Annotated in this window: 12 protein-coding genes and 1 tRNA gene; 6 read left to right on the top strand and 7 right to left on the bottom strand. The window is 65.2% G+C overall.

The features are described from left to right. Positions 1–15: 15 nt before the first annotated feature. Positions 16–1,161: a zinc-binding dehydrogenase gene (locus MAAFP003_RS17785; protein ID WP_096288975.1), complete on the top strand. Its 1,146-nt coding sequence runs from the start codon at positions 16–18 to the stop codon at positions 1,159–1,161. A 5-nt stretch (positions 1,162–1,166) separates the two neighbouring features. Here the strand turns inward: MAAFP003_RS17785 and MAAFP003_RS17780 are convergent. Then, positions 1,167–1,240 (bottom strand) — tRNA-Cys (locus tag MAAFP003_RS17780). A gap of 104 nt (positions 1,241–1,344) precedes the next feature. Between MAAFP003_RS17780 and MAAFP003_RS17775 the strand changes: the two genes are divergently transcribed. Further along, on the top strand, positions 1,345–2,400 hold the full coding sequence (locus tag MAAFP003_RS17775) for an alpha/beta hydrolase fold domain-containing protein (RefSeq protein ID WP_096288973.1): 1,056 nt from the start codon (positions 1,345–1,347) through the stop codon (positions 2,398–2,400). Positions 2,401–2,496: 96 nt separating this feature from the next. On the opposite strand, the gene MAAFP003_RS17770 is transcribed toward MAAFP003_RS17775, so the two are convergent. Then, positions 2,497–3,903: an aldehyde dehydrogenase family protein gene (locus MAAFP003_RS17770; RefSeq protein WP_096288971.1), complete on the bottom strand. Its 1,407-nt coding sequence runs from the start codon at positions 3,901–3,903 to the stop codon at positions 2,497–2,499. 77 nt (positions 3,904–3,980) lie between these two features. Then, positions 3,981–4,910, bottom strand: a complete 930-nt coding sequence (locus tag MAAFP003_RS17765) for a LacI family DNA-binding transcriptional regulator (RefSeq protein WP_096291247.1) — start codon at positions 4,908–4,910, stop codon at positions 3,981–3,983. A gap of 316 nt (positions 4,911–5,226) precedes the next feature. On the opposite strand from MAAFP003_RS17765, the gene MAAFP003_RS17760 reads away from it, so the two are divergent. The 3 genes from MAAFP003_RS17760 (at position 5,227) to MAAFP003_RS17750 (ending at position 10,672) form a co-directional block, all read left to right on the top strand. Next, on the top strand, positions 5,227–6,030 hold the full coding sequence (locus MAAFP003_RS17760; RefSeq protein WP_243394151.1) for a lytic transglycosylase domain-containing protein: 804 nt from the start codon (positions 5,227–5,229) through the stop codon (positions 6,028–6,030). A 179-nt stretch (positions 6,031–6,209) separates the two neighbouring features. Then, the gene (locus tag MAAFP003_RS17755) at positions 6,210–10,346 is read left to right on the top strand and encodes a SpoIIE family protein phosphatase (protein ID WP_096288967.1); all 4,137 of its coding nucleotides are present in this window, start codon (positions 6,210–6,212) and stop codon (positions 10,344–10,346) included. Then, the gene (locus tag MAAFP003_RS17750; RefSeq protein ID WP_096288965.1) at positions 10,346–10,672 is read left to right on the top strand and encodes an STAS domain-containing protein; all 327 of its coding nucleotides are present in this window, start codon (positions 10,346–10,348) and stop codon (positions 10,670–10,672) included. The genes MAAFP003_RS17755 and MAAFP003_RS17750 overlap by 1 nt, the downstream gene beginning before the upstream one ends. A gap of 51 nt (positions 10,673–10,723) precedes the next feature. Here MAAFP003_RS17750 and MAAFP003_RS17745 read toward each other — a convergent pair whose 3' ends face one another. After that, complete coding sequence (locus MAAFP003_RS17745) at positions 10,724–11,425, bottom strand: Type 1 glutamine amidotransferase-like domain-containing protein (RefSeq protein WP_096288963.1); 702 nt, start codon at positions 11,423–11,425, stop codon at positions 10,724–10,726. Positions 11,426–11,723: 298 nt separating this feature from the next. Here MAAFP003_RS17745 and MAAFP003_RS17740 point away from each other — a divergent pair, with 298 nt between their 5' ends. Then, positions 11,724–13,325 (top strand): MFS transporter, encoded by a 1,602-nt coding sequence (locus MAAFP003_RS17740; RefSeq protein ID WP_243394107.1) that lies wholly within the window; start codon positions 11,724–11,726, stop codon positions 13,323–13,325. A 36-nt stretch (positions 13,326–13,361) separates the two neighbouring features. Here the strand turns inward: MAAFP003_RS17740 and MAAFP003_RS17735 are convergent, their stop codons facing one another. The 3 genes from MAAFP003_RS17735 to MAAFP003_RS30125 all read right to left on the bottom strand — a co-directional run bounded on the left by MAAFP003_RS17735 (position 13,362) and on the right by MAAFP003_RS30125 (position 18,945). Next, positions 13,362–13,901, bottom strand: a complete 540-nt coding sequence (locus MAAFP003_RS17735) for a GNAT family N-acetyltransferase (protein WP_096291245.1) — start codon at positions 13,899–13,901, stop codon at positions 13,362–13,364. Between the two features lie 264 nt (positions 13,902–14,165). Next, positions 14,166–14,327: a hypothetical protein gene (locus MAAFP003_RS29220; protein WP_165796427.1), complete on the bottom strand. Its 162-nt coding sequence runs from the start codon at positions 14,325–14,327 to the stop codon at positions 14,166–14,168. A 415-nt stretch (positions 14,328–14,742) separates the two neighbouring features. Next, positions 14,743–18,945: a hypothetical protein gene (locus MAAFP003_RS30125; protein WP_423790908.1), complete on the bottom strand. Its 4,203-nt coding sequence runs from the start codon at positions 18,943–18,945 to the stop codon at positions 14,743–14,745. Between the last annotated feature and the right edge of the window lie 8 nt (positions 18,946–18,953).

Raw genomic sequence — 18,953 nt, 5'->3', positions numbered from 1 at the left:
AATGAGGCACCGCCCATGACCGCAGATCTACCTGGCGAAGCACTGGAGCTGCGTTCGCTGGTGACCTCCGATGGCACGCTCGAGCTTTCGTTGCACGAGGTACCCGTCCCGACGCCCGGCGCCAGCGAGGTGCTGGTGCGAGTGGAGGCCTCGCCGATCAACCCGTCGGATCTGGGTCTTCTGGTTGCCAGCGCCGACATGACCAAGGCCGCGGTGACGGGCACGCCCGAACGCCCCGTGGTCACCGCCTCCCTCGGCGAGGGCGCCCTGGGTGCGCTGTCGGCGCGCCTGGACAAGTCGCTTCCGGTGGGCAACGAAGGCGCGGGCACCGTTGTGGCCGCGGGGCCCTCGGACGCGGCCCAGCCGCTCGTTGGAAAAGCCGTGGCGATCGCGGGCGGCGCGATGTACTCGCAATATCGAGCGGTCGACGCGTCGGCTTGTCTGGTCCTGCCCGAGGGGGCCACGGCCCGCGACGGCGCGTCGTCGTTCGTCAACCCGATGACGGCACTGGGAATGACGGAAACCATGCGCCGCGAAGGACATTCGGGCCTCGTACACACCGCAGCGGCGTCGAACCTGGGACAAATGCTGGTCAAGCTCTGCCTGAAAGACGGGATACCGCTGGTCAATATCGTCCGCAAACCCGAGCAAGAGGAGCTGCTGCGCTCACTCGGCGCAACCCATGTCCTCAACTCCTCCTCGCCCTCATTCGGCACCGACCTCGTCGAGGCGCTCAAAGAGACGTCAGCGACGCTTGCGTTCGATGCCACCGGTGGTGGCACGTTGGCCAGCCAGATCCTCAACGGCATGGAGAAGGCAGCCAATGCGACTGCGGCGGAGTATTCGCGCTACGGGTCGAACGTCCACAAGCAGGTGTACATCTACGGCGCGCTGGATACGAGTCCCACGGTTCTCACGAGGAGCTTCGGCATGGCGTGGGGCGTCGGAGGGTGGCTGCTGACGCCGTTCATTCAGCGCGCCGGCGCGGAGACCTTTGGCCGGTTGCGCGCACGGGTGGCAGCCGAGCTCACGACGACGTTCGCGAGCAACTACACCCGAGAGGTGTCGCTCGCCGGAATGCTGCAGCCTGACGCGTTCAACGAATACCTCAAGCGAGCGACCGGTGAGAAGTTCCTCGTGACGCCGCAGGCGCGGCCCTGAGTCCGTGGAGCGAGTGACGGGATTCGAACCCGTGTGTACGGCTTTGCAGGCCGCTGCCTAGCCGCTCAGCCACACCCGCATGAGTGGTCACAATGCCAGCGCGGGTGGCTAGGGCCCAGTGTTTCGCTCGCCCCGATCATTTCGGTCTAGCGGCGGCGCGGCCGACGACAGTAAGGTCGCAAAATGGCCAACGGTCGCCTTGCTGATCCGGATTGTTGTCTGCGAACCGAGCCTCGGGCGGACCCGCGAATGGTCAACGCTCTTGCGCCGGTGGGTCTCGACGGCAATGCGCCGACGGTGGCACTGACACGCGATGCACCACTCGAGGAACTGCTGGCCTATGCCGCGATGGCCGAGGAGGGGATGGGCGCCGTTCTCGGCCTGTTCGCGGCAGGTGTTCCGGACGCGGGCGGCGTGACCACGACGGCCACGACGATCACCGGCGAGGACGGCAACGATGTGACGCTTTACGTCAGCCGCCCCGCTGCGGATGGCCCATTGCCTGCCGTGGTGCACCTGCACGGTGGCGGCATGGCCATCGCCAGCGCCGCCGACGCAACGTACACGCGGCTGCGCGAGTACATCGCGGGCACCGGCCTTGTCGTTGTCGGCGTCGAGTTCCGCAACTCCGGCGGCAAACTCGGCCCACACCCCTTTCCCGCCGGATTGAACGACTGCGCAGCCGGCGTTCGTTGGGTGGCATCGCATCGCGCAGAGCTCGGCGTCAGCCACCTGGTCGTCGCGGGCGAGTCCGGCGGCGGCAATCTCACTCTGACCGTGGCGCACAAAGCGAAACGCGAGGGATGGCTGCACGAAATCGCGGGCTTCTATGCGCAGTGCCCGTTCATCTCCAACCGATGGCACGAACCCCCCGCGGAGTTGCCTTCGCTACGAGAATGCGACGGCTACTTCATCAGTCTTCAACAGCTGGAGCTACTGGGTTCGCTGTACGACCCCGACAGTGAGAACTCGAACGACCCCACCTGTTTCGCCGGCGTCGCGACCGACGAGGATCTGAATGGCCTTCCGCCACATGTGATCTCGGTGAACGAACTTGACCCGTTGCGCGACGAGGGACTGGATTACTACCGCCGTCTGGTGCGCGCGGGTGTACCCACCGTGGGCCGGTTGGTCGCGGGCACCTGTCACGGCGGCGATCTGATATTCGCGGGTGCGATGCCCGAGGTTTTCGTGTCCAGCATTTGCGATCTCAGCGGCTTCGCCAAGAGCCTCGCTTAAGCGGCCCAGGGCCGACCCGCGAGCGTAACGCCAGGGTGGAAAATCGGCCCGGTTTCCCGCGTGACGTTACGCTCGCGGGAGCCGGCCTAGCCCCCGTCAGAGGCCGATGTAGACCGCCTTGGTGTTGAAGTAGGCTTCGATGCCCTTGCGGCCCCGCTCGCCACCCCAACCCGACTGCTTGTGGCCGCTGATCGGCATCGACGGGTCGGCTGCGAGCGAGGCGTTCACCCAAATCTGGCCTGCGCGAAGCTCATTGACGACGCGGTGGGCCCGGCTGAGGTTCTCGGTCCAGATCGAGCCGGCCAACCCGTAGTGCGTGTCGTTCGCCGCGGCGAGCACCTCGTCCTCGTCGTCGAACGGGATCACACAGCCGACCGGCCCGAAGATCTCCTCCTTGATGAGGCGCATGTCGGGCGTGGTGTCGGTGACGATCGTCGCCTCATAGAAGTAGCCCTTGCGGTCCATCGGCTTGCCGCCGGTGATCACCTGCGCGCCGCCCGCGACCCCGTCGTTGACGATGCCCTCGACGCGCGTGCGCTGCTTGTCACTGATCAACGGCCCGAGCACGGAGTCGGGATCGTCGCTGCCGCCCATCGGCAGCATTTTGGCGAAGCCGGCGAGGCCCTCGACCACCTGGTCGTAGATGCCGCGCTGCACGTAGATGCGCGAGGTGCACGAGCAGTTCTGCCCCGAACCGGCCAGCAGGCCCATACCGGCTCCCATGATCGCCTTGTCGAGATTGGCGTCGTCGAACATGATCAGCGGCGACTTGCCGCCGAGCTCCAATGTCAGCCGCTTGAGATTGCCCGCCGCCGCCTTGACGATCAGCCGTCCGACCTCAGTCGATCCGGTGAACGAGATCTTGTCGATGTCCGGGTGTGCGGTCATCGCCGCGCCCGTCGTCTCGCCGTAGCCGGTGATGACGTTGAGGACACCGTCGGGCAGGCCCGCCGCGCGGAAGATCTCCTCGAGCTTCAGTGCGGTGAGCGGCGTCTCCTCGGCGGGCTTGAGAACCGCGCTGCAACCGGCCGCCAGGGCGGGCGCGACCTTGAGCATCGCGACGAAGAAGGGCCCATTCCACGGAATGATCAGGCCGACGACGCCGACCGGCTCGAGCTGGGTGAACGTGTGGTAGGTCTCCCAGGTGCCGAGGAGGCCGTCGGACACGAGGTTGGCCGACTCGCCGTGGATCTTGCCGACCCAGCCGGCGTAGTACTTCAGCATCTCGACCGCCACCGGGATGATGTGCCGCGCGGCGGTCAGGTTCATGCCGTTGTCTTGGCCTTCGAGCGCGGCGAGTTCGTCGGTGCGCTCCTCGATGATGCGAGCGGCGCGGAAGAGCACGTTCGCGCGGTGCGACGCGGGCGCCTTGCGCCACACCCCCGACTCGAAGGTCTCGCGCGCGCGGGCCACCGCCGCGTCGACGGCCGCCTGATCGGAATCGGGGACCTCGGTGATCAGCTCCTCGTTGGAGGGGTTGTAGACAGCTATGGCGTCAGTCAATGTTCCCGGCCCTTTGCTCGCGTGGCGTCGTTGCCCGACAGAGGTTACGCGCGTAACTAGTCAGTGTCCAGTACGGCTCAGGCGGATTCGCGGACGACCAGCGTTGCGATGTTCCGGGCAGCTGGACGGGGCTCGTCGGGCACGCCGAGCTCGGTCAACACCGCTGTCAGCGCCACCTCGGCGATCGCCGTGCGGTCGAACATGACCGTCGTCAGAGCGGGGACGCTGAAGGGCGACAGGGCGGTGGCGTCGACCCCGATGACCGCGAGGTCGTCGGGGCAACGCAGTCCGGCGCGCCGAATGCCGTCGAGCACCACGAAGGCCACTTCGTCGCTCTGTGCGCAGACCGCGGTGACGCCCGCGTCGTGCAAGTCGCGGACCGGTGCGGCGCTGTCGTCCGGCGTCAACGCGGTCACCACGACGTCGGGCAGACCGTGCTGGTGCGCCGCGCGCCGGACGCCGTCGATCCAGTAGTCGCCAAGAGCGCGCCATCGGCGATCGCCGGAGTAGGCAAATCCGAGGTTGCGATGACCCCGGGAGACGAGATGGTCGACACGCAGCTGTCCGACCGAATACTGCGGGTCGCCGAGCCCCGGCAGGGTGTGCACGCAGATATGGGGGATGGCTGCATCCTTCACGGCGCCAGATGCCTTGCGGCCCAAGGGGAAAAGACTCGTCACAGCGATCGGTTGGAGATGATTGATGGCGTCGGCGACCGCGTCGTCGTGTTCGGTCTCGAACAGCTGGACCTGCATGATGCCGCGGCGGGTCAACTCGGTGGTCATGTGCGTGCCCACCTGCATGGGCATCTCACCGCCGGCGAGCTGCGGCACGATGTACAAGATCACCCCGCTTTTCCCGCGGGCCAGGTTGCGGGCGGCAAGGTTGGGCCGGTACCCCAGTTCGGCTGCGGCACTGTGCACCGCGGCGCGCGTCTGCGCCGAGATGGTCCGCCCGACCGAGTTATTCAGTACGTAGCTGACCGTCGCGGTCGACACGTTCGCCATGCGCGCGACGTCGGCCTTGGTGGGTCTGCCCTTCACGCTCAGATCGACCTCCCAGCCAGCCGTCTTGTGTGACGACTCAGATTACGTCGACCGAGGCGCGCTTCCTGCGCATTCGCTCTGCCCGCGGGTTCGGACACCCATTGAAGTCATGCGGGCTTATGCGAAAGACTCGGTGCGGGCCAACCAGTCGCAGGGCTTCACGTAATCGTTGGTGGTGGACGCAATGAACCGCAGACATGGGTGCGCCGCGCCGCTGGCTCTGGCGGTGATCGTGGTCGCAATCGTCGCAGGTGGGCGGGCGGTGGCGGCACCGGCGATGTTCGCCGAGGCGCCGGGTGTGCCACTCGGCGTGCAGCCGCAGCTGGCATCCGACCCAGCGCAGCTGGCCAAAGATCTCGTCGCTGACGAACTCGCGCTGCGCGACCAAGCGACGCCGGAGTCAGCGCTCGCCGCGGCGGCGCATCGCGAGCAGGCGGCCTACCGGGCCATCGGACGGCATCCGGAATGGGATGCGACCGTCCGGCCACTAGTCCCGGCGTCGTTGATCGATGTCTACGACCGCAACGTCGACGCCCGTCGACAGCTTCAGGCGATGGCGCAAGTGCGGGACACGGTGCCGGCTTGGCGGATCGACCCGCCGGCTCCGCCCGACGAGCTGATGGGTTACTACCGCGCGGCAGAGGCGGAATCGGGTGTCGGCTGGAACTACCTGGCCGCGATCAACCTGGTCGAGACGCGTTTCGGCAGCATCAACGGCGTAAGCACTGCCGGCGCCCAGGGTCCCATGCAGTTCTTGCCGTCGACGTTCGCGTCGTACGGCCAGGGCGGTGACGTCAATTCGCCGCACGACAGCATCATGGCAGCAGCCCGGATGCTCAACGCCAACGGATTTGCCAACGACCGCGATCGCGCCGTCTACAGCTACAACCACGCACACCGATACGTGCAGGCGGTCGACGACTACGCCGCGTTGATCGGGGCCGATCCCGCGGCGTTTGCCACCTTCTACCGCTGGGACGTCTATTACGTCACGACCGCCGGCGACGTGTTGCTGCCCGTCGGTTACGCCGCGTCGGCACCGATCCGCGTCGCGGACTATCTGGCCGACCACGCGCAGTAGCCGCGCGAGTGCAAACCGGATAGTCGACTTAACCGAACCCGCCCGCCCGGGCAAACGTCACAATTGTGGACTATCCAGCGAAAAAGTGGCGACGAGACGTCGGGGAATGGTTGTCTTGAGGGAGCCGCTACGGGCAGCGGTTAGGCGACCGTCTCTGGGTCTGAGCACATTCGGAAGGGATGTCAGTGGTTTTCCGGGCAGACCAGGAGATTGGCCTCGATCTGGCCGCCGTCGACTGGGCGGCCACCCCGCTCGGGCCAGTCGAAGATTGGCCGCAAAGCCTCCGTACGGCCGTCAGCATCCTGCTGTCATCCCGATTCTCGATGTGGATGGCGTGGGGCCCGGAGTTGACCTTCTTCTGCAACGCCGCCTATCGCCGCGACACCCTGGGCCGCAAGTACCCCTGGGCGCTGGGCCGCCCCGCCAGCGAGGTGTGGGCCGAGATCTGGGACGACATCGGTCCGCGGATCGCGAGCGTGTTGGTGACCGGCGAGCCCACCTGGGACGAGGGTTTGCTACTGATCATCGAGCGGTCGGGATACCCCGAGGAGTCGTATCACACGTTCTCCTACAGCGCGCTGCGCGACGAGGACGCCAGCATCGTCGGGATGCTCTGCGTGGTGCGGGAAGACACCGATCGGGTGATCGCTCAGCGTCGGATGGCGACGCTGCGCGACCTGGGCTCGGATCCGAGCGTCGTGCGGACCGAACGTCAGATGCTGGACCACGCCGCCCGACAACTCGCGAACAACCCGTACGACCTCCCCTTCACGATGACCTATCTGTTCGGTGAGCACGGCGAGGCACTGCTGGCCGGGGTCAGCGGAATCGAGCCCGGGCATCCCGCGGCGCCGCAAGTGCTTCCCGCCGGCGGCCTTTCCGACTGGCCCACGGAAATGTTGGCGCAGGGCACAACCCAACTGATCGACCTCGACAACGAAGCACAGGATCTGCCCACCGGCGCCTGGACGGAACCACCCGCACAGGCGCTCGTGGTGCCGCTCCTACAGCAGGGCGGGGATCCAGTCGGCTTCCTCGTGGCCGGGCTGAATCGGTACCGCCAGTTCGACGACGGCTACCGCGGCTTCGTCGAGCTCGTGGCCGGCTACATCGCCGGAGGGATCGGCAGCGCGCGCAGCTATCGGGCTCAGCAACAGCGGGCCGAGGAGCTGGCCGAACTCGACCGGGCGAAGACGGCGTTCTTCTCCAACGTCAGCCACGAATTCCGCACTCCGCTCGCGTTGATCCTCGGACCGGTCGACGAGTTGCGCGGCCGGGCAGCCGGGTTGGACGAGCAGGCCCGCCAGGAGCTGGAACTGGTGCACCGCAACGGTTTACGGCTGGCCAAGCTCGTCAACACGCTGCTGGACTTCTCCCGTATCGAGGCGGGGCGGATGCGCGCCCGATTCGAGCCCGTCGACTTGTCAACTGTCACAGCTGATTTGGCCAGCGTGTTCCGCTCGGCCATCGACCGGGCCGGCGTGGCGTTCACGGTGGACTGCCCGCCGCTCGACGAACCGGTCTATCTGGATCACGAGATGTGGGAGAAGGTGATCCTCAACCTGCTCTCCAATGCGTTGAAGTTCACCTTCGAGGGGACCATCAGGGTCGCGGTGAGCCGCGATGACACCGATGCCGTCGTCACGGTGTCCGACACCGGGGTCGGGGTGCCCGCCGCCGAAATGCCCCGGCTCTTCGAGCGTTTCCACCGCGTCGAGAACGCGCGCGCCCGCTCCACCGAAGGCAGCGGAATCGGGCTGGCTTTGGTCAAAGAACTCGTCGGGCTACACGGCGGCAGCATCTCGGTCGACAGTCAGGAGGGCGTCGGCACCACCTTCACCATCCGCTTGGCCTTCGGCTCGGCCCATCTGCCGAGCGACGAAGTCTCGACGCCACCGGCAGCTCGCACCACATCCGGCGTGATCGCGGAGCCCTTCGTACAGGAAGCCTTGCGCTGGCTGCCCCGCGACACCGGCGCCACAGCGTCCGACGCCGGCAGCACAGCGATGATGACCGCGGTCGCGCCCGCCGGGAAAGACGGCGAACGGACACACGTGTTGATCGCCGACGACAACGCCGATATGCGTGAATACCTGATCAGCCTGATGCAGACGTCCGGCTACCAGGTCACCGCCGTCACCGATGGACAGCAGGCGCTCGACGCCATCCGAGCGCAGGTTCCCGACCTCGTCATCAGCGATGTGATGATGCCCGGGCTGGATGGTCTGCAACTACTCTCGGCGCTGCGCGGTGACCCCCGCACCGCGGCTTTACCGGTGCTGTTGCTATCGGCGCGCGCCGGACAAGAAGCGTCGATCGAAGGCTTGCTGGCCGGCGCCGACGACTATCTCGTCAAGCCGTTCGCCGCCGCCGAGCTGCTGGCCAGGGTGCGCGCCAACGTCGAGTTGTCGCGGTTGCGCAGCCACCACAACCGGTGGCGCACCGCCCTGGTGGATTCGCTGCAGGAGGGATTCTTCGTCTGCGACGAACAGGGTGCCGTCATCGAGATCAATGCCGCGTTCAGCGAGCTCATGGGTTACGGCCCCGAACAGCTGCCCTATGACGCGCCCCACCCGTGGTGGCCGGACGCCGAGACCAGCCCGGAAGCCCACCGCCAAGTTGCGGGGGTCTTCCAACAGCTACTGAACGAGACCCAAGGCGCGTTCACCGCGCCGGTGGTCCACCGGGACGGGCACCGGCTGTGGGTGGCGGCGAACTTCAACCACGTCGAAGACCCGGACACCGGCCGCCGAATCATGGTGGGCACCCTGCGTGACATCACCACCGAGCACTACATCGTGCAGAGTCAGCTCGCCCTGGCTGCGCTGAACCAGCAACTGGCACAAGCGGATACGCTCGACGACACGCTGCAGGGCGCGGTCGGAGAGCTACGCCAGACCTGGAATGCGCGCCGCGTTCTGGCTGCGACGTTTGCTCGCGACGCTCCCCAAGACGACACGCCTGCGCTCGTGTGCGCCGGTGAACCGTGTAACTGGGACGAACTGCCGCCGGGTCACCGGCTGTTGATCGAGTCGCTGCGCGATTCCGATCTGCTGACCACGGTCGCCGAAGAGCCTGGCACAGCGGGCATCTCGCTGCAGCATCCCCGCGGAGTGCTCGTCGTGTGGATCGACTTATCGGAGCAACGCCCGTTCACCTCCGAGGATCACAACCTGCTGAAGGTCTTGGGCGGGCGGCTCAGCCAAGGTCTGCACCGCGTCTATCGGTTGGACGAGCAACGCGAGACCGCGCTGGCGCTGCAACACGCGATGCTCGGTCCGACGAATTTGCCGGGAGGTTTTGCGGTGCGGTATCACCCGGCCAGCCATCCGCTGCAGGTTGGCGGTGACTGGTACGACGTGGTCGATCTCGACGACGGGCGGGTTGCGTTGATCGTCGGCGACTGCGTCGGCCACGGGCTGGCCGCAGCGACGGTGATGGGTCAGCTTCGCAGCGCGTGTCGTGCGCTGCTGCTTGACCGGCCCGGTCCCAGTGCGGTCCTCGCCGGTTTGGACCGCTTCGCCGCGCGTCTGCCCGGTGCCCGTTGCACCACCGCATTCTGCGCCGTGCTCACCCTCGACACCGGAGAGTTGGTGTACTCCAACGCGGGTCACCCGCCGCCGATCATGGTGCACGCCAATGGAACCAGCGAGCAGCTCGATGGTGAACATGGGCTTCCCCTGGGGCTGCGTCCGGAGTGGTCGCGGCCCGAAATTCGCGTGACGATGCCGCCGCGATCGACGTTATTGCTCTACACCGATGGTCTGGTCGAACGCCGCGGCCATTCGATCGACGAAGGCATCGCCAGTGCGACGGATCTGATTCAGGTCGGCCGGGCCCAGTCGCTTGATGAGGTGGCAGACGATCTCATGGTCGGGCTCGAACCTGGTGGCGGCTATTCGGACGACGTGGCCATGTTGCTCTATCGGCAGCCTGCGCCCTTGTCGATGAAATTCGCCGCCGATGTCGATCACCTCGCGCCGAGCCGTGAAGCGTTGCGCGGCTGGCTGACCCAGGTAGGTGTCGAGCCCGACCAAATCACCTATCTGCTCACCGCTGTTGGGGAAGCCGTCGCCAACGCCATCGAACACGGCTACCGCGACCAACGCGAGGGCACCGTCTCGTTGCGCGCGACCGCGGTCGTCGACGCACTGCACGTGACCGTCTCCGACGGCGGCACCTGGAAGACACCCCGCACCATCCCTGGAGCCAACCGGGGCCGCGGCATCGCCTTGATGCGAGGTCTGGTGGAGGACATCACGATTCGCTCCACCGAGGCCGGCACCACAGTTCACTTGTACGCGAGGATCGCCTAATGCCCGCAGAGCTCACGCTGAACACCGACCACGGCCCCGACGGGACGCCCCGGGTGACCGCGACGGGGGAGATTGATCTCAGCAACGTCGCCCAGCTCGTCGAGGCACTCAACACCGCGAGCGCGGGGTCCCGAAGTCCGATCACCATCGATCTCAGCACCGTCAAGTACCTCGACAGCGCCGGAATCAACGCGCTTTTCGACCATGCCGACAAGGTGGACGGGCTGCATGTCGTCGTCCACCGCTTGCTGATTCGAGTCCTTACCATCACCGGCCTGGACAAGGTAGCGACCCTGGAAGCCGCACCAGCAGGCGACGACGGTTAGGAACCGAGTCCTCGCAACGGCTCAGTCGGTAGAGCCCGGGGAAAAGCGGCTTCACTCGGCCGCATCGGCAGGCAGCAGTGAGTGCGCGACGTGTGTGCCCTCGAAACGGAACTGGTGCGCAGGACGCCGTAGCGGCTCGATGGTGTTGTCGGTGTGCACGACGACTCCGCCCCCGGCAGGGATTCCCAGCCCCGTGGCCGCACCGCCGAGCGAGGCAATCGCGCGGGAAAGTCGCGCCCAGCCTTCCCGCTCGTCGTGGGTGTCGATAACCGCGGGGACGAGGTTGAACACCTCGAGCAATTCGGGTCTCGGAGTCTCGACGATTGCGTACTGTCCGAGCTGGACCGCGCCGGCTGATATGCCCACCAGGATCGCACCACGGGTATAGCGGTCCAGCAGCACATCTTTCATTCCGGTTTCCTCGAACGTCCTCCAGCCGAGAGGCACGTCGCCGCCCGCGAGGACGATCAGCTGCGCGCCTTCCAAGAAGGTGCGGTCGTCTGGTCCGAACGACGAATCGACCATGCGGCGGTCCGTGATTCCAATCGCATCCATCCCCGCCTCGAAGATGTCGTAGAACTCCGGACGGTCACCGTTGGAGGCCCCGATGTACGCCGCGCATAGTCGTGTGTCGCGAGCCAACCCGTGAAGTGCCGCCTCGAGCAGTGGGCGACCACGTCGCCGCCAGAACAGCAGCTGACTGTCCGCGAGCAGATACAGCGGTTGGCGCGGTTTCCGATCGGCCTCGGACATGAAATCACCCTATCGGCGAAATGCCCCCGCGCTCGGCTCGGTTTCCAGGCACCGCTTCGGTGCGCGTGCGGGCCGCGCGGCCACGACCAGAATCGTTGTCGCACAGGGAATACGGTGCAGCGCAAGTCGAGTTGGTGGTTACCGGCGGACCGACATTTGCCCGCGCATGGTGTTACGGGTGCATCCATGATGGGAGCGTTAGGTGTAGGTGTCCTAAACTTCTAATCCTTGATGGAACGTGCCAGTCAGCTTCGTCGCTGGCACTGGCCGAACAGAGGGGCTGTCGACCATCGACTGTGTGGTGATTCAGGACCAGGAGCGCAAACCGTCGACGTGGGCGCCCTTGCGCAACCGCGTGTACCGAGGCCTGTTCATCGCCCAGTTCGTCTCCAATATCGGAACGTGGATGCAGGCGGTGGCGGCGCAATGGTTCTTGGTGGAGAACCACAGTCCGGACGTCATCGTGGCACTGGTGCAGACGGCGAGTCTTGGGCCGACGCTGCTCCTGGGGTTGTTCGCCGGCGTGCTCGCCGATCTGTTCGACCGGCGTCGCCTCCTGATATTTCTGCAGACGTATGCCGTACTGGTGGCACTCGCGCTGGCCCTGCTGACGAACCTCGGCCGCCTCACCCCGACCGCACTCTTGATGTTTACCTTGGCCATCGGGTTCGCTTCCGCATTGACCGGACCGGCCTGGCAGGCGATTCAGCCCGAGGTTGTTCCGCGCGAGCAGATACCGGCGGTTTCGGTTTTGGGCAGCGTCTCCGCGAACTCCACCCGAGCTATTGGGCCGGCTATCGGCGGCATCGTCGTGGCCTGGCTCGGCCCCGCGGCGGTCTTCGCGATCAATGCGGTGTCGTTCTCGGCGATCATCGTCGCTTTGCGGGCGTGGAATCGGCCGAAGCAAATCGTGCCGATCGAGCGAGAACGCATCGGCCAGGCCATCATCACCGGGCTGCAATATGTCGAGAACAGTCCGATCTTTCGCAGGATCCTGTTGCGCACAGCCCTTTTCCTGTTTCCCGCGTCGGCCATACTCGCACTTTTGCCGGTTGCCGCCGCGCACACGTGGCACCTCGGCGCCGGTGGCTACGGTGTGGCGCTGGGGGCCATCGGTTTGGGTGCCATACTCGCCGTGATCGCTGCCGAACCGTTGCATGCACGAATTTCGGATAACCGGCTGCTGGCGATCTCTGCCGCGGCGTACGGCCTCGCGCCGGTAGCGGTGGTCTGGCTGCCATTCGGGGCCGCGATTCCGTTTCTGGTGCTGTCGGGGACGGCATGGCTGATCACTTTGACGACGTTGAACGCCGCAGCGCAACTGTCGCTGCCCCGATGGGTTCGGGCCCGCGGACTGTCGGTGTATCTGTTGGTCTCGACCGGATCTCAGGCGCTCGGTGCCTATATCTGGGGCCTGCTTGCCACCCGGTGGGGACTTGACGTCGCGATGCTGTGGTCGGCCGCAGTGCTGGGCGTTGCTGCCCTCAGCGTTGCCGTGCTGCCGCTGCGGCCGTGCACCGGGACGGAGAGTGTCGAGGTTTCCAGCGCCTGGCCGACACCGACGCTGGTGTTCGAACCGTGCCCACAAGATGGACCGGTGCTGGTGGCCGTCCGCTACCAGGTGCCGCCCGAGAACCTCGATGAGTTCATCGAAGCGATGCGGGACGTTAGGCAGTCACGGCTGCGGACGGGCGGCCACAGTTGGCGGCTCTATCACAGCGTCGAGGAACCCAACTCGTTCCTCGAGAGGTTCACCGTGACGTCCTGGAGCGAATTTGAGCGCCAACGCACGGAGCGATGGGTGGATGTCGATCATGACGGCGTCACGAGGGCGGTCAGCTACACCGTCGACAACACCCGGCGACACGAGTACTACGTCGCGTTGCGCACGCGCAAGTGAGACGGCTATGTGGCTGCGCCACAACATAATCGGCAATTATCCGAGCGCCGGGGGCGGTCCCAGCGGCTCGCCGGGGCCTAGATCGAGTTGCATCCACGCGACGTCGTGCCAGCGGTCGTTCTTGAAATAGACACGCGGCCAGGCGCCGATATCCTCGAACCCGAAGGATCGGTGAAATGCGTTGCTGATCTCGTTGGGTTGGGTGATACCGGCGAAGATGCGCCGGTATCCGCGATCGGCGAGCCGGTGCAGCACCTCGGCATAAAGTCTGCGTCCCCAACCCGCGCGGTGACGGTCGCCGCTGATGTAGATGCCCGTCTCGGCCGACCATTTGAAGGAAGGCAGGCTGATCAGCGCATGGCCGTAGGCGAAGCCGATGACCTGATCGTCATGTTCGAGGACGAGCCATTCGTGCGCCCGTTGGGCGCCGGCGATACGCGCCGCCATCTCGTCCGGGCTCGGTGCCTCGAGTTCCCAACTGATCAGCGTGTTCTCGACGTACGGCCGGTAGATCGCAACGCAGGCGGCTGCATCCTGCGGCGTAGCCGAACGCACAGTACCGCTGATTGCTTGCATGCCAGCAGTCTTGCAGCCGCTCGGTTTGCCTGCGAATCGCGGGTCCAGGTTTCGCTGCGTCGTCATCGGCGCACAAGACTTGCGATCACGCAAACGGCCGCCGGGTCATGGACCCGGCGGCCGTATCACGGTTTATCGCAGTATGCGTGCGACGGTGGTCTCCGCGTCGGCTCAATCGCCTGGGCGGAACGAACGTAGTGCAACTCCTACGCCCCACTAATACTCCGTGAGAGTTGAAGGGGCGCAGAGGAAAAAGTATGAGATTTAGCGGCCGCCGCCGGCACCGCCGCCGCGGCCACCACCGGCACCACCACCGCGTCCGCCGCCGGCACCGCCACCGCGGCCACCACCAGCGCCACCACCGCGTCCGCCGCCGGCGCCACCGCCGTGGCCGATGAACATTGTCTCGATGCTGTTGTTGATCATGACCCTTACCCTATCGCCGAATCAGGCATGGCGGCAATACGATTCACGGCGCGCATCGGCACCGGTCGGGAAGTGAACAGAGACCGCAATTCGGTTGAACACAAGGGGTGCGGGGCCGTGGCAGCGTCCGCTGTTCGCGTTGCTCGGGCCCTTTGAACCAGGATTGGGCGAGCCCACAGGTTACGAGGCTGCGAGGACCAAATGGGAGGCTCGAGAAGAAAATCAGGCGATCGACGTGGTTTGCTGTCATTCCTTGCGTGGCGGCCACCCCTCCAACCGGCTGCGCGTGAGATGGCGACGTCAACCTGACGAGCAGCCGAGGCAAAGTTCCGGGCAGCGCGGTAGGGGTCTTGATGAAATCAACAGCGAAAGCTGATGGGCAGGGGCGATCGTCAATCGGGCTCGGCCCGGTTGCTTAGCGGGCGAGCTCGTCGAATCGGGCGAGGGCGGCGTCGAGATCGGACTCGTCGAACATCTCACAGTGGTTGATCAGGTCGCCAGCGACCGTATAGAGGCTTGTCATGCGCCACTCGGCGTAGAAGCCCTCTCGTGACGTTCCCTTAGCCACATGGGTGACGACCGCGCCGAGCTCGGTCAGCCGATGAACGGCCAGAATGTCGAGGCGGTTGCCCACCGAGTCCGCCAGCGCGGCGCGCAGGTACGGCATCAGGTCGCCGGGGCCAATCGTTGTGAGATGCCGATGGTCAACGTCGACGAAATCGTTTGTACTCAACGGCATTTCCCCTCGATTAAGCGCGGCATATCCCTCCACAACAATCGACCACGTATGGGCGTGCACTGCGCCTTCACCAGCGAGGTACCGGGCGTCAAGTTCGGCGAAGGCGGCGGCCATGTCGTCGGAATCGAAGACCACGGTGTCGTGCAGTAGGTCGTCGCCGGCTAAGTCCACGAGGCGCAGAAGTTCGACGACGACCGGTCGATCGGCTTGATCAATGTCGCGGTAACGCTCGCGGCTCAACGAGAGGCGAGACCCTCTGACCGCGATGGCCTCATGCTCCATCCGCCAGCTACTGGGTACGGTCTCGAACATCGACTCGGCGGCCGTCGGCCATGCACGAACCTCGAGGACAGCTCGCAGACCCTCTCGGCGGTCGTCGACTCGGCCCTCCACGCTGGCGAGCGCGAGCATTCCGGCCATGTCGTGCCGGTTGAACGCAGCGGCGAATTGCGCCAAGGCCTTTGTTGCGTCGTTCTCCAGCGGTGGCGCTGGTCGGGCGAGCTCGTCAAATCGGGCGAGGGCGGCGTCGAGGTCGGACTCGTCGAACATCTCGACGCGGTTCAGCAAGTTGCCGTCGATGATGATGACGTTGGTCACGCGCCACTCGACGTCCAAGCCCTCTGGAGTCGTCCCGTTCGCCACATGGGTGACGACCGCGCCGTGGTCAGTCAACCGGTAAACGGCGACAATACGGAGGGAGTTGTTCTCCGTCTCGTCGAAGGCGACATGAAGGTAGTCGATCAGGTCGCCGGGTGCCATCGTTGCCCCACTGCGGTGATCGATGTCCGCGAAATCCGCTGTAGTTGGCGGGATGTCGCCCCGATTGAGCGCGCCATACGCGTCCGTTATGGCCGACCAGGTGTGCGGGTGCGCCGCGGCTTCCCCGGCGAGGTAACGAGAGTCGAGTTCGTCGAAGGCCGCTTCGACAGCGTCGACGTCGAAGACCGCGACTGCTTTAGTCCGGCGTTCGGAATCGATCTCGACGACGTGATAGATGTCGAGCTGAAATGCGTCGGGGTCCTGGGGTTCTGAACCCGATGCGTGGACGAGCATCAGCGCGAGGTCGTTGCCCCGGGTCGCAACAACTTTCGACGTTATGTGCCTGAACCCGACCTCGACTGCCGCCCGCATATCGTCGATCGAGTTTCTCCGGCCGCGTCGAATTCCGGCATTCGCGCCGGGACGGCGATCCTCGATGGAGACGTCGGCGGCCAGGATGTCCGCCATGCCCTCCCAGTCACGTGTCGTCATGTACACCGGAAAGCGCTTGGCTACCCGGGTCGCCTCGTTTTCGAGTTGCCGCGTCGGTGCCTGCAGCTCCTCGAACCTCGCGAGTGCCGCGTCGAGGTCTGTCTCTTCGAAGAATTCGTAGCGGTTGATCAGATCGCCTTCGACCATAAAGACATCGGCCATCCGCCACTCGGCGTAGAAGCCATCTGGTGTCGTCGACTGAGCAACGTGGGTGACGACGGCCCCGCGACCGGTCAGCCGGTGAATTGCCTCAACGTAGACGATGCTTTGCTTTGTATCAACCATCGCGGCATGGAGGAACTCCATCAGATCGCCGGGCGCTAGCATTACCCCGCGTCGGTGGTCGACATCCTCGAAGGTCTGTGTCGTCGTCGGCAATTCGCCTCGGTTGAGCACCTCGAACACCCGTGTGATGGCAGACCACGTACGCGACTGGGGGGCCGCCTCTCCGGCATGGTAGCGAGCATCGAGTTCGGCGAAGGCTGAATCGATGTCATCAGGGTCGAAGGCGACGCGTGCCGATATCCTTTCGTCCGAGTCGATCTCCGTGATGCTGAGCAGCTCGACACCGAATTCGCCGTGCCGCAGTTCGCGATTGGAAGAGCAGAAGCGGGTGAGCGCGAGGCGCTCGCCGCGGATCGCGATAACGGTCAACGTCGTATTCGCCCCGCCGTCTACTGCCAGGGCTTTCATTTTCTCGACCACTTCGTCGCGACCGTGCCAAATCCCCGCATTCACCACGTGCCGACGATCCTCGACCGAACTATCGGCGGCCAACGTATTGGCTACTGCCGGCCAGTTGCGTTGCCCCAAATTTTCCACGAAGCGCTTGTCCATTCGGGTTGCCGCGTTTTCCAGCCGTCGCGCTGGTGGACGCAATTCCTCAAATCGCGCGAGCGCGGCGTCGACGTCGTCTTCTTCGTACACTTCCATCCGTGGTCCGTCGGCAACGAACAAAAGGGTTCGTGCCCACTGCAATTCGTTCCCATGTTTGTCGCTGCCCTCGATGACGAGACCGGACACGATCCCATGGGTATCGAGCGCGTGGGCCACCGTCGTACGGTAGCGAGCGTCGGGCACGAGAGACCATAGCTCTTCGACAGCGTGCGCGAAATCCCCGGGCGCGAAAGGAACTCGTCGATGATCCGTGTACGCGATTTGTCCCATCATCGGCCCCGGCTGGTGACGATTAGCCTCGCCCAGAGTGTCGATTCCCATCTGCCACACGCGCGCATATGGTGCGGCCTCGCCGGCCAGGTACCGACGTTCGAGTTCTTCGTAAGCGGCGTCGATGTCTCCGAGATCGAACGAGACCAGTGCGACGATCCGGTCCTCGGCGTCGACCTCGACGATGGAGAACGACTCTGTGAAGTACGCGTCGGCTCCTTGATCGCGGAACGTGAGCTGGCCGCGGGTGAGGACAAGGCGTTGCCCGCGCAGCGCAATGGGTTTCGACGTTATGCGCGTGGTCCCGACGTCGGCAATTGACCGGATGTCCGCCATCTGGGCGTCTCGACCGTGCCGGACTCCCGCGCCTACCACTCGACGGCGGTCGTCACTGCAGAAGTTGTCGGCGAGTGCCTCGCTGAGACCGGACCAGTCGCGAGCGGCAAAATGCGCAAGGAATTGGTCGGCCACCTTGCTCGCCGCGTTTTCGAGTCGTCTAACGGTCGGGTGCAGTTCGTCGAACCGGGCAAGGGCGGCGTCGATGTCTGCCTCGTCGAAGACCTCTAAGCGATCGATCAGGCTACCGTCGACTGTGAAGACGTCGACGGTACGCCACTCGGCATCTACGCCCTCGTCTGAAATCTCTTGCGACACAGAGCCGATCACCGCTCCGAGATTGCTGAGCCGATGCGCAACCTCGATATACGAAAAGTTCCTGAGTCCGGTTGACGGTTTCCACAACGCGAGTAATGCGGGCAGCCCGCCGGGCGGAAACGACGATCCCTGCCGGTGGTCGATGTTGAACCAATTCGGCGTCGTCACCGGAGGTCCACCCCGGTTGATTGACGTGTAACTGCGTGTGATGGCCGACCAAGTCGCTGCACACGATGCGGCTTCGCCGACGAGGTAGCGCGCGTCGAGATCGTCGAACGCCGCCTCGGTGTCGTCCAGATCGAAGACGACGATCGACACAATTCGCTGGTCTGCGTCGATCTCGACGATGTTGAAGGCATCGTTTTGAACCGTCTCAGGGTCGCGGCCACATGCGCGTACGCGGGTAAGGGCGAGGCGTTGCCCCCGGACCGCCACGACATCCACCATCCAGATCGCGAATCCGAGATCGGCAGCTACGTGCAGATCCTCGATCACGGTTTCTCGACTGCCTCGGTCCCCGGCATTCACGACCCGTCGATGGTCGGCGCCGGTAAGGCTTTCGGAAACAATCCCAGCGGCGGCGTTCCAGTCACGGGCGGCGAAGAACGACCAGAAGTGCTCGTACACGCGCGTTGCCGCGTTCTCGACCCGCTGCGGGTGGTCGCTGAGCTGTTCAAACCGCGTGATGGCAGCATCCAGGTCCGCCTCGTCGAAAAGCTCGCAGCGGTTGATAGATTCGCCCTCTGTCGTTAGTAGGAAGACTTCCCGCCACTCTGCGTCGAAACCCTCTCGCGAGCTGCCATTCATCGCGTTGG

Origin of the sequence: Mycobacterium ahvazicum, assembly GCF_900176255.2 — a bacterium.
Taxonomy (GTDB): Bacteria; Actinomycetota; Actinomycetes; order Mycobacteriales; family Mycobacteriaceae; genus Mycobacterium; species Mycobacterium ahvazicum.
The sequence above is the reverse complement of the archived record's forward strand: the minus strand, read 5'-3'. Positions and strand labels throughout refer to the sequence as shown.

What these genes read in the sequence shown, in the direction of transcription:
- MAAFP003_RS17785 (WP_096288975.1), top strand. Translation starts at nt 16, where the DNA reads ATGACCGCAGATCTACCTGGCGAAGCACTGGAGCTGCGTTCGCTGGTG.
- MAAFP003_RS17775 (WP_096288973.1), top strand. Translation starts at nt 1,345, where the DNA reads ATGGCCAACGGTCGCCTTGCTGATCCGGATTGTTGTCTGCGAACCGAG.
- MAAFP003_RS17765 (WP_096291247.1), bottom strand. Translation starts at nt 4,910, where the DNA reads ATGGCGAACGTGTCGACCGCGACGGTCAGCTACGTACTGAATAACTCG.
- MAAFP003_RS17760 (WP_243394151.1), top strand. Translation starts at nt 5,227, where the DNA reads ATGTTCGCCGAGGCGCCGGGTGTGCCACTCGGCGTGCAGCCGCAGCTG.
- MAAFP003_RS17755 (WP_096288967.1), top strand. Translation starts at nt 6,210, where the DNA reads ATGTCAGTGGTTTTCCGGGCAGACCAGGAGATTGGCCTCGATCTGGCC.
- MAAFP003_RS17750 (WP_096288965.1), top strand. Translation starts at nt 10,346, where the DNA reads ATGCCCGCAGAGCTCACGCTGAACACCGACCACGGCCCCGACGGGACG.
- MAAFP003_RS17745 (WP_096288963.1), bottom strand. Translation starts at nt 11,425, where the DNA reads ATGTCCGAGGCCGATCGGAAACCGCGCCAACCGCTGTATCTGCTCGCG.
- MAAFP003_RS17735 (WP_096291245.1), bottom strand. Translation starts at nt 13,901, where the DNA reads ATGCAAGCAATCAGCGGTACTGTGCGTTCGGCTACGCCGCAGGATGCA.
- MAAFP003_RS29220 (WP_165796427.1), bottom strand. Translation starts at nt 14,327, where the DNA reads ATGATCAACAACAGCATCGAGACAATGTTCATCGGCCACGGCGGTGGC.
- MAAFP003_RS30125 (WP_423790908.1), bottom strand. Translation starts at nt 18,945, where the DNA reads ATGAATGGCAGCTCGCGAGAGGGTTTCGACGCAGAGTGGCGGGAAGTC.